6 protein-coding genes are annotated in these 11,699 nt (G+C 67.9%); all 6 read right to left on the bottom strand.

From position 1 onward, the window contains the following. Window positions 1-54: 54 nt before the first annotated feature. The 6 genes from ON45_RS14270 to ON45_RS14245 all read right to left on the bottom strand — a co-directional run bounded on the left by ON45_RS14270 (window position 55) and on the right by ON45_RS14245 (window position 11,413). Window positions 55-5,016, bottom strand: a complete 4,962-nt coding sequence (locus ON45_RS14270; RefSeq protein WP_051063094.1) for a DNA repair ATPase — start codon at window positions 5,014-5,016, stop codon at window positions 55-57. Window positions 5,017-5,046: 30 nt separating this feature from the next. Continuing rightward, window positions 5,047-7,071 (bottom strand): SPFH domain-containing protein, encoded by a 2,025-nt coding sequence (locus ON45_RS14265; protein ID WP_040494667.1) that lies wholly within the window; start codon window positions 7,069-7,071, stop codon window positions 5,047-5,049. 230 nt (window positions 7,072-7,301) lie between these two features. After that, window positions 7,302-7,928, bottom strand: coding sequence for a DUF1449 family protein (locus tag ON45_RS14260; RefSeq protein ID WP_040494666.1), 627 nt, complete (start codon window positions 7,926-7,928; stop codon window positions 7,302-7,304). Window positions 7,929-8,112: 184 nt separating this feature from the next. Next, window positions 8,113-8,874, bottom strand: a complete 762-nt coding sequence (locus ON45_RS14255; RefSeq protein WP_051063093.1) for a M90 family metallopeptidase — start codon at window positions 8,872-8,874, stop codon at window positions 8,113-8,115. Further along, a complete protein-coding gene (locus ON45_RS14250) occupies window positions 8,871-10,574 on the bottom strand; it encodes a glycerol-3-phosphate dehydrogenase/oxidase (protein ID WP_051063092.1) in 1,704 nt (567 codons plus the stop codon). Before ON45_RS14250 ends, ON45_RS14255 begins: the two co-directional genes overlap by 4 nt. 59 nt (window positions 10,575-10,633) lie before the next feature. Then, window positions 10,634-11,413, bottom strand: a complete 780-nt coding sequence (locus ON45_RS14245) for a rhomboid family intramembrane serine protease (RefSeq protein ID WP_051063091.1) — start codon at window positions 11,411-11,413, stop codon at window positions 10,634-10,636. Window positions 11,414-11,699: the final 286 nt, after the last annotated feature.

Below are 11,699 nucleotides of genomic sequence, written 5' to 3'. Positions count from 1 at the left end.
CGAACCATCGGGTGTCTGACACGGAATGGCACGGAATGGTGCCGACGGTGGAGGTCAGCGAGGTCCGAGGGGGCCGGGGTCGTCGGGATCGTGGAGGACCGCGCCGGTGAGACGGTCGAGGGCGCCGACGACGCGGCCGACACCGTCCGCGGCGGCGGCCCTGGCTGCCGTCCGATCGAGGATCTCGGCCCACCGTTCACGATCCGCTTCGCTCATGTGGCCCGACAGCGCGCGGTAGGCGAGCAGGTTCTGCTCGGCCTTGTCGGTGAGCGTCTGGGCCTCGGAGTTGTAGTGGTCGTCGACGACATCGTCGAGCTCGGCCTCGGACATCACGGGGACGACCCGCCCGGCGATCCGCCCCATGTTGCGGTACGAGCCCTGGAGCAGGAACGGGGGAGCGGTGCGATCCTCGTCGGCCGTGGCCGCCGACGCGATGTACGCGGCGTTCACCTTCAGCAACACGTCCTGGGCTCGGCGCAGCATCGCCACGGCCCGCACCGTCGCATCCAGTTCCGCGCCGTCCCACGCGTGGTCGAGGCCGCTCGTCTCCACCGGTTTGCGACCGGACGCCATCTCCAACACCGGCCCCAGGTCGTCGAGCAGCTTCGACGCGTGCGGCGCCACCGTCGGGCACGCGGTGAGCGAGTTCTCGATGTAGGAACGGGCGAACGCCTCGGCGTGCTCACCCGACACGTCGCCGAGGTTGAACACGTCGGAGCGGTTGACGAGCATGTCGGGCATCTCGAAGCGGCCGCCGCCCGTCGTGTACGGGTTGCCGGCCATCACCACGCAGAACCGCTTCCCGCGCAGATCGAACGTCGTCGGCTCACCGTCGACGACACCTTCGACACGCCGGGTCGCGTCGGCGAGCGGGATGAACCGGGACAGCAGCGTCGGCGATGTGTGCTGGATGTCGTCCAGGTACAGCATCACGTTGCGGCCCATCCGGAACGCGAGGTTGATCTTCTCGACCTCGGCTCGCGCGGCGGCGTTCGGAGCGTCGCCGGGGTCGAGGCTGGTCGTGTCGTGTCCCAGTGCCGGGCCATTCGCCTTGACGATCAGCAGCCCGAGTCGATCGGCGATCCACTCCATCAGGGTCGTCTTGCCGTAGCCGGGCGGTGACACGACGACGAGCAGACCCTGCCGTGCGACGTCGGTCGGGTCGACCGTTCCGAGCTGGCGACCGAGGTTGGGACCGAACAGCGGCAGCAGCGCGGTGTCGATCAACGTGTTCCGCACGAATCCGGACATCACCCGTGGACGGTGCTCGTCGAGCTTCACCTCCTGGCGCTGACGCTCGACCACCCGACGGCGGGCATCGCTGTACTCGGGCCAGCGCGTCTGCATCTCGGCGAACAGCGCGCCTGCCCCTTCGGCGAGTTCGTCGGTGCGCGTGACCAGTTCGCCGTCGACGATCCGGCGGTGATCGGCGACGAGCCCGGTGACCGTGATCGCCCCGCCTTGGTTCGCGCGACGGACCGCGAGTTCAGGGGTGGCGAGCATCGCTGCCGCCTCGGCGATGTCGAACACCTTGTCGGCACGAGATTCGTCTGCCGCGACGTAGGCCGTGACCCAGTCGTGCGCGAGCACGAAACGTTCGACCGCATCGGGTTCGGCAGCCAGCGCCACTTCGAGTTCGGCGACCCCGTCGTCGCCGAGATCGCCCCGGAGTTCACCGACGAGGGCCGTCGCCGTGGACGACGCCACGACGTCAGGGCCGACCGCCAACTCGTCGACCAGATAGCTGGCGGCGCGGTCGATCTGCACGGGACCGAACGTGGACCGGTGCGCTGGGGGAGCGGCCGAGGCGGCCACGAACTGTTCGATCTCGTAGCGCGCTTCCTCGGCCAAGCGTTCGGCCGGCCCGGTCGCCCCGAGGCGTTGCGCCGCGGTGTCAGCTGCCTTCGACTTCGCCACCCATGCGGCGACCGCATCGTCGTCGAGCTGGGACAGCCACAGCCGAGCGAGACCACGTACCAGACCGGTGAACCGCAACAGCGGCTCTGCTTCGAGCGACGGCATGACGGCGGTCAGGATCCGCGCCGCGTCCTGGTCGTGCACACCGCGCTGGTATCCGTCGCCGTGGCGCCGCTCGGCTTCGGCCTGGCAGATGGTGTTCATGGCCGCTGGGTTGGCGGTTGCCGTGAGGAGTTCCTGGAGGCCACCTGGTCGTTCGACCATCTTCTCCAGCACCGCCCACGCCAGGTATTCACTGCGGGAGACATCCGACGTTTCCGATGGGAACGATCGTCCGAGCAGGTCGGCATAGTCCTGGAGTTCGGCCGTGGCATCGACGGCGAAGTCCGTCGCGGTGATCGTGGCGGCAACCGTGTCGTTCCCCTGCTCGTCGGAACGAGCCGACAGCACCATCTCGAACGGTTGGGTGTTGGGTGCGAGGCGAACGCCACCGAGCACGACCGCCCCGTCGTCGGACACGAGGGCCGCCTTGTCACGGATCCGCCGACGCGCCTCCTCCATCGCGTTGCGGAGACCGCTGCGCACCTCCGCCGCGCGTCCTGCGTCGTCGAGCGATTCGAGTTCGTCGGCCAGTTCGCGAACTCGGGACGTCAACTGATCGGTCGCGAAGAACGACGCGACCTCCTTGTCGTCGGCGAACTCGCTCGCGCGGCGGGTGACGGTTTCGAGCAGGCGCGTCGCGGCGTCGACGATCCGGGTCGCGCGACGGTTCCGTTCGTCGAGCAGCGCGGTACGACGCTCACCGACCACCTCGTGTGCGGTCGAACGCACTTCCGCGATCGAGGCGCTGTGATCGGGATCGTCGCCGTAGCGCGATTCCAATCGCTCGATCGTGACGAGCAGCCGTGCCAGGACGGCATCGCATTCCTCGGCGGTCGCGGCGGCGGACACGGAGCCGTTCAGGGTCTGCTCCACCAGCGCGAGTTCGGCGTCGAACGCGGCCGCGGTCTCGGTGGCCCCGAGGTTGCGGCGCTTCGAGTCCAGTTGCGCCGAGACACGGTTGGCCGCGCCGGTGACCTCGGAAACGCTGCGCACGATCGTCGTGCGCACGGTCGGATCGCCGCCTTCGAGCGCCGAGACCGTGTCGACCACCGCGTCGAGGTCGTTGCCGAGTACATCGAGCCGCTCGGCGATCTCGTCGAGCTGGGCGGACGTGGTGGCATCGCCGACGGCGGCTTCCGCTGTCGCGATCTTCGACTCCAGCGTCGCGAACGCGGCGGGTCGGGACAGCACGTCGACCGCCCGCTCGGACAGTTCGGTGACGCCGGCGTCGAGTTCGCCGATCAGCGTCTCGACACGTTCGGTGTCGATCGCGTCGGTGTCGGCGACGACGGACAACTCGCCGCGCGCACGACGCAGCTGCCCGAGCGCGCCGACGACCTGATCAGGGGTCGACGCGGTGGAGATCCCATTGAGCACCTGCCGCACGTCGGCCTCGGCCGTTGCCAACGTCGCGCGAGCAGCGGAGCGCTTGCGCTCGACGAGCTTGTGTTCGTCGAGCAACTGTCCCGCAGTGGTCAACACCTCGTGCGCTGCAGCGTGCAGTCCGTGCGCTTCCTCGTCGACGAACCAGAGGTGCTGGTCCATGGCACGGCGCGTGCTGGAGGCCAACCCCTCCCACGAGCGAGCGGTCGGTTCGTCGTCGCGGCTCAGCCGGACGATGTCGTAGACGTCGCCCAGTCCCGACACGAGTGCGGCGTTGCCGACGCGTTGCATCCATGGGTTGGTGTCACCGGCGTCGGGGACGTGATCGGGATCGGCGAACGGCGTCTGCCACCACTGGATCGGGTGGATCTTCGCGGCGTCGATGTCCTGTGCCTGGTCGCGGAACAGGACCATCGAGCCATCGTTGAACGTGGCGAAACCATGACACGTGATCACCTGAGACACTTCGCGCCGGACGAGGTTGTACGGCATGAGCAGGTACTCGCCGAGGTCGAGGCGGTGGAAGACGTACAGCACGTCCTCGCCGTTGGGCGCGGCGATCAACTCCTCGAAGCGCAGCCCGGTCACGTCGACGTCGAAGACCCTGGTACCGGTCGATGTGAGGTGGTAGCCGCCGGGGAAGATCAGCCCCTCGCCACCGGGGAGCAGACGCGAGGCGACGCCGGCCGCATCGACGCGACGCCCGGTACGGCTCCGACGGGAGAACACGTAGGTGCGCGGGTCCTCCTCGTAGAGATGGACGCGGATCAGCAGGATGTCGCCGACCGTCAGGTGGTCGACCCTGAGGTCGGCGAGCGATTGGCCCGAGTTGGCGATCGTCTCGTCGATCTCGGCGTGTGACCCGCCCTCACCGGTCTCGACCCGCAGCTGGAGTCGCCCGCCGCGGAAGCCGACGAACACCTCGTCCTGGATCGACACGACCGGGTGGGCCCCGGCGCGCTGATCTTCACGACTCGCTGTGGTCCAGCGCTGGTCGTGGGGTGGCGGCCACGTGTAGTCGCGGTCGCCACGGGCATCGACGAACGTGGCGGTGCGTGTCGTGCGTTCTCCCGTGAGCGTCCACCGGAACACGCGCACGTCATCGATCCGATCGCCGACCTGGAACACCGCAAGCAGCTGGTTCTGTGTGGTTCGCAGGTCGGAGAACCGGGTCTTGCCGAAGAAGCGGACGAGCTTGTCGAACTCGGTGCGGAACTCCGGGTCGGCGAGGAAGTTCCGTGGGTCGTCATCGGCGATCGGGCTGAGCTGCGGCTGATCGCTCTCGATGTCGGCGACCTCGTACAGGGCGAAGACCTGCTCGGGTTGCTGCACGCTCAGCTCGACATCGAGGTTGAAGCCGAGCAGCAGCAGGTTGCCGATCCGAGCGATGTCGCGTGGGAGGCACGCGAGATCGGTCGCCAGTCGGTCGGCACCGGTAAGTGCGAGACCGACCGAGCCGAACGCCTCGACCCGATCCGCGTCGATCGCGTGGGCGATGTCCTCGAGCGCGCCGGTCTGCGTCGCGACGCGGCGACGCAGCAGGTCGTAGCTCCCGCCGCGCAGGGTCTCGTCCTCCTGCGCCTGCTGGGCGTCGGTGGTGGGGGTATCGGTCATCGGGTCGCTCGCGGGTCGACGCGCTCCCGGTCAGTCGACATCGATCACGTCGGCGACCGAATCGCCGGCGATCCCGCTCGACTCGACGGCGTCACGAAGCTGATCGATCAGCGCCGAGCCACCCTGGCCGTCGCCGAGCCGTCCACCGAGCCGCGCCACGAACTCGGCGACCGTCAGGTCGCGGATTCCGGAGGCGCCGACGCCACCGATTCCCTCGGCGACGTCCTGGACGAGGTTCTCCTCGCCGTCGAGATACGGCGAGAGCAGGCGTTTCGCGCTGTCGCTGTTGCCGATGAAGCCGTCGATCGCCTGGCCGTGACCGGCGGCGGACAGGATCCGTTCGACGATCGACTCGTCGGACACGATCTTCATGTCGGCGTTCGACATCGCTTCGCCGAGCGCGGACGCTGCCGACTTGGCGACGTCGGCGCGGGCGTTGACCCCGGCGAGTGCCACTTCCTTGTCGGTCTCGAGCCGCAGGCGGAACTCCTCGTGGTCCTGGCCGGCAGCGGTCATCGCACCGACACCCTCCGCCTTGGCCTGGAGTCCGGCACCCTCGCCGGCGAGGCGGGCCTTCGTGGCCTCACCCTCGGCGGTCCCGAGCGCCTGCACCGCCTCGGCGTCGGCGCGCTTCACGTCGACCTCGGCGAGACCGGTCGCCTTGATCGCCTCCGCGCGTTCGCGCTCCACCTGGACGGTCGCGAGCCCGTCGGCGGCAGCTTCCGCCTGGGCACCCTCGGCCCGGCGTTGCGATGCCAGCGAGTCCTGCTGCGCGGCGTCGGCGTTCGCCCGGGCGAGGATCGTGGCTCGCTCGGCTTCCGACGTGGCCGCCTGGCGGGATGCCTCGGCCTCCTTCACGGTGCCGACGAACAGCGCCTGCGCGGTGCCCTCGGCGCTCCGGATCTCGGCGTCGGCCTGGCGTTGGGCGTCCTCGACGACGCGCAGCGTGGCGATCGCTTCTTCCTTCTCGGCGACCCCGAGGTCTGCCTCGACGCGTCCGCGAGCGACGTCCGCGAGCTCGCGCGCCCGCTCCTCTTTCTCCTTGCCCGCTTCGGCGACCGCGGTCTCACGACCCGTCACGGCAAGCAGTCGGTCTCGCTCGATGTTCTCCGCCTCGACCTTGACGACGCGCTCACGGTTCAACCCGGCGATCGCGATCTCGCGGTCCTTGTTCTCGTTGGCGACGCCGATGCCCTGCTCTGCGGACAGGCGGCCTTCCTCGGACCGTTTGCGTTCGGCCTCCTCGATCAACTTCGCCTCGGCGTCCGACTGCGCTTGGACCGTGCGGATCTCCTGCTGCTGGCGCGCCTCGGCCTCGGCGCGGTCGCGCTCCATCTCGAACACGGCCTTGTCGGCGTCGACCGTGCGACGGGTGGTCTCCTCGCGCTCGAGCTGCTCGGCCTTGTTGGTCTCGATGTGCTGGACCGCGGTCCGCTCCGTGATCTTGCGGATGCCGTCGGCGTCGAGGATGTTGTCCGGATCGAAGTCGGCGAGCGGTGTCTGCTCCAGGTAGTCGATCGCCACGTCTTCGAGCACGTACCCGTTGAGGTCCTTGCCGATGATCTCGACGATTTCGTCGCGGAACGAATCACGGTCGGTGTAGAGCGACTCGAAGTCGAACTTCTTGCCGACCGTCTTCAGCGCCTCGGAGAACTTGGCGGCGAAGAGCGTGTTGAGTGTGGCGATGTCGGAGGCACGTTCGCAGCCGATTGCCTGGGCGACCTTCTTGACCGCCTGCTCGGTCGGGTCGACCTTGACGAAGAACTCGATCGAGATGTCCGCACGGATGTTGTCCTTGCAGATCAGCCCGTTGCCCTTGCCGCGACGCTCGATCTGGATGTTCTTGACCGAGATGTCCATGATCTCGGCCTTGTGGATCACGGGGATCACGATCTGGCCGGTGAAGGTGACCACGACCGATCGCCATTTCGACACGACGAGGGCCTGGCCCTGCGGGACCTTCTTGAAGAGTCGCGACACGAGCAGTGCGACGAGGATGACGACGGCGACGACGACGATGACCACGACGGCCACGGCTGCGAGGACACTTGCCATGTGATGATGCTCTCTCTATGTGATCGGGTGACGACGCGCCCCAGCGAGGTGCCGCGGTCGATGTCTCACCCGGAGACGCCCATGGTGGCCGATGGGACGTCGCGCAGCAAGCTGATCGGCCCGGCCGATGTGCGAGGCCGTTCGGAAACGCTCGATGGCAGCGCAGTCGCCGATCCTCGGGCAACGCGATCGGTGCGATCACCGTCGGCTGTCCCGACCGCGTCGATCGGTCAGCTGTCGGTCAGTTCGGCCGGCACGTGGCCGACGGTGAAGTTGTCGGTGGCCTCGTCCCAGTCGACGAGCAGGGCGAGATCACCGCGCTGGAGCTCGCCCGGTGCGACATCGGTTCCCGAGACGGTGCGGAGGTCGACGGTCGACGTCGTGCCGTCCGGCCAGGTGGCCTCGCCGCGGCCGGCGGTGTCGGTCACCGTGGCCGAGCGGACCTCGGCGATCCGGCCGAGCAGATCACGCTTCGAGGGAGCCGTCGTGGTGACGAACACCGACGCCAGCTTCGGAGCGACCCACATCAGGAACACGAGCGCGGCGACGGCCGACACGAGACCGATCACGATCGAGATGACCACGAGCGCGGTGCCGCTTCGCCCGTCGAGCAGGAACACGCTGGACAGGACGCAGACGAACCAGCCCGCGAGACCGAACAACGTGAGCAGCACCGTGGCGGGAACCTCGGAGAGGTTCAGGGGTTCGAGCGCGTCGTCGAGGATCCCGTCGGTGGCATCGAGCTCGAGGTCGAGCGCTCCGACGAGCGACAGCAGCCACAGGATCGCACTGATCGCCAGGATCGCCGTGAAGATCAGCGTCGGGAACTCGATCGAGGCGTTCAGGACGTCTTCCACACTCCCCACGATGCCAGATCCGCGCATCCCTTCCCACCGCCGCGGGTGAGATGTGAGACCAACTGCCCGCCCCAACTCTCACCGCAACCGATCCGCCCACGTCACCGGTGAGATGTGAGACCGACGGGTCGTCTCACATTTCACCGATCTCCTGGGTGGTGCGAGGGGGCCCGGCGCTCGGTGGTCAGCGGTCGGGGGCGCTGAGGCGGCTGGCGGGGTCCTGGTGGTAGAAGCCGCGGAGCTGTTCGTAGATCTCCGGCTCGTGCGTGACGAGGTCGTGCGGGCGGTTGAAGAACACCTCGGTGGCGACGGCGAAGAACTCCGCCGTGTTCGTCGCCGCGTAGGAACGCAGGACGGAATCACCGGACGACACTCGTTCGAACGCCGGGGTGAAGACCTCCGACCAACGGCGCGACGCCGACTCGCTGCCGAGCGGTGGCGTGCCGTCGGTGATGCCGTCGAGCATGTCGAGCCGGTGCGCGAACTCGTGGTAGACGACGTTCTGTCCGTGTTCGGGCCGCCGGGCTCCACGACGGACCGCGTTCCACGACAACACGACCGGACCCTTGGGGGTGGCCTGACCGGCGAGACGCTGTGGGGAGTCGGACATCGTTCCGCCGGCGGTGCGGTGGGCGCCGCTCAACCGGACCGTCGACTTGTGCACGATCACGGACGACACGTCGAAGTACTCGTCGATCTCGAGACCGAGCAGCAGGAGCGATGCCTGGGCGGCGATGATCACCTTGACGTCGTCGGTCAGGTCCATGCCGCGAGCGGCCTCCCACGACGTGTCGTGGACGAAGCGCGACAGGAGGTAGCGCATCCGGTGGAGCTCCGCATCGTCGAGTGCGCTCCAGTGGGCGAACTGCTCGAGCAGGATCGGCTCCCAATCCGGATCGAACGTGATGGTCGACGAGCCGAACCAACGCCGCAACACATTGATCATCGTGGCGACACCAGTGCGTCGGCAGCGGTCCTGGTCGCGTCACTCGGACGGGGACCCATGCGGACCGCTTCGGGGACGCGGTCGTCACCACCGAAGTATTCGGCAAGACGTCGGTCGGCATCGTCGGCTCCGAACAGGATCTCGGCGACCTCGCGCAGGCCGGCCGAACTCTCGATGTCGGCGTCGGGCACCACGAGTTCGATCTTGGAGCGGCGGCGCATGAAGTCCTCGAGCTTGGTGACCATCTCGGATCGGGCGGCCTCGTGGAGTTCGATCCGGATGTAGTCGGCCGAACCCATGATGTCCTCGGCCATCGCCGGCTCGCTGCGGATCGCGTCCAGCATCGCGAACGCGCGGCGGCCGTAGCGGCGCCACAGTCGGTCCGACAACGGCTCGACGTCGGGTTTGGTGCGCAGCCCGTCGAGCTTCATCAGCCGGGCCTGGCGGAAGAACTCCTTGCGGGTCGCCTTTGCCGGTTCACCGAACCAGTTGTGGAGGTCCTTCTCGAGCGGGATGCCGATCGCTTCGATCTCGGCGGCCACCTCTTCGCCGACGTTCAGACAGTCGGTGAGCTTGCCGCCGAAGATGGTGACGACCCGCTCGTCGCGGTCGGTCTCGATGGCGTGTTTGCGTGACAGCTTGGTCCAGTCGACCTCGGTCTGATCACCGCCGCGCGACTTGACGACGAGGGGGCGGACACCGCACCGCTCGGCGATGATGTCCGCGGAGGTCAGCGGTGGGTCGAGGTCCATCCGGTCGTTGATCTGGTCCAGGAGGAACTCGACGTCGTCCGCGGTGACCTCGGTGTACGGGGTGTCGACGCGCGTGTCGGTGGTCCCGATCACGGAGCGCCGCCCCATCGGGATCACGTAGAACAGCCGCTCGGTGTCGTCGTAGAACGCCAGCACCTGGTCGTGACGGTTCGTCGTGAGCCGGGGAACGACGAGGTGGATCCCCTTCGAGTAGACGATCCGGTGGTCGGTCGTGGTCCCCCAGCCGCGGTTCGTTTCGTCCACGAACGGTCCGGCCGCGTTGACGATCGTGCGGGCGGTGGTGAGGAACTCCTCGCCGGTGTCGACGTCGCGGAGTCGAGCGATCCAGCGGTCGCCCTTGCGGACCGCCGACACCAGTTCAACGTAGTTCGCCGCGGCGGCCCCCGCTTCGATCGCGGAGCGCACGAAACTGAAGACGAAACGGGCGTCGTTGTCGATGAGGACCCCGTCCCGGTACTCGATCCCGCCCGCGACGTTCGTCGTGTCGATGGCCGGTTCTTCCTGCTCGATGCGTTCGCGGCTGAGCAGGCGGGGCCTGCGGGTTCCGAAGCCACCGATCACCCAGTAGGCGAGGGCGCCGAGGCCGGCGAACCACGGCGGGTGGGGCCCCGCCTTGTCGAGCGCGGCGTAGAACGGGATCTGCTGGATGTTCGCCCGGTACGACCGCATCAGTCGATTGCGCGACTGGCAGAGCTTGAACACGAGCCACAGCTCGTAGTTCTCGAGGTACTTGAAGCCGCCCCAGACGAGGTTCGAGGACGCCTGGCTCGTGAAGTGGGCGAAGTCGCCGCGATCGATCAGCGCCACGCTCGCCCCGCGCCCGGCCAGCGAGGCGGCGCTCACCGCACCGTTGATCCCGCCGCCGACGATCAGAGTGTCGAACGAACCGTCGCGAATGCGATCGATGTGCGTCTCCCGCAAGGACATGATGCAAATGCTACGGACCTGTCGCAACGTTCATCGGTGCCAGGCACCGACGATCGGATTCAGGCGGCGACGAAGGAGATCACGACCGAAGCGACGCCGACGGCGACGGGAGTTGCGTACCGCGACCATGCAGGAAGGTTCTTGTAGGTGGGCGCCATCATCACGAAACCGCAGATCGACCCGGCGACGAGGCCGCCGATGTGCCCGCCGATCGAGATGCCTCCGATGAAGAACGTCAGGCCGAGATTGATCAGGAGCAGCGTGCCGATCTGCGTGCTGAACGGGTTGATTCCCTGCTGCCAGATGCCGACGGCGGCCGCACCGAGCAGGCCGAACACGGCTCCGGACGCTCCAGCGGTGAACGAATTCTGGTCGACGAGGATGACCCCGGCGGAACCACCGAGCAGCGAGGCCGCGTAGAGCAGGAGGAACTTGACCCGCCCGAGTTGGGGTTCCATGAGGTTGCCCAGGATGTACAGGAAGTACATGTTGAACGCGAGGTGCAGGATGCCGAAGTGCAGGAACCCGGAGGTGACCAGCCGGTACCCCTCGTTGCCCTGGCTGATGGCGAACGTTCCATCCGACAGCGGGTATCGGAACGGCTCGCCCGTCAGGAAGCGTGCGTTCAGTGCGAACCGTCGGGTCGCATCGGTGATGTCGCCGGCGAACGTTTCGGCGAGGCCGTACCAGAGCCCGAGTCCGACGAAGACCGCGACGTTGATCGCGATGAGGGTGTAGGTGACGATCGCGGTCTTTCCTGCGGTCCAGTCCTTCGCCCGCGTGGCCATGTCGGGTCGGGATGCCTTGACGCAATCGTCGCAGTGGCTGCCGACCGACATCTGGTGGAGGCAGTCGGAACATGCGGGCTTGCCACATCGCGTGCATCGCCGCCCGACGGTCCGATTCGGATGTCGGTAGCAGACCATCGCGCCACCGGACGCGCCGGGACCACTCGGGGGAGTGGGCAGCGACGATCGGCCGGAGCTGCCGTCACCACCCGGCGGCGGCAACGGTGGCCCGGACGGACGGTCGGCCGGTTCGGGCGGGGGAGGGGGAAGCGGCACAGCGTCAGGCTACCGACGCCTCAAACCGGGCAACCCGTGAACAGTTCGCGCACGGAGCGCC

The organism is Ilumatobacter nonamiensis YM16-303 (assembly GCF_000350145.1).
GTDB classification, from domain to species: Bacteria; Actinomycetota; Acidimicrobiia; order Acidimicrobiales; family Ilumatobacteraceae; genus Ilumatobacter_A; species Ilumatobacter_A nonamiensis.
The sequence above is the reverse complement of the archived record's forward strand: the minus strand, read 5'-3'. Positions and strand labels throughout refer to the sequence as shown.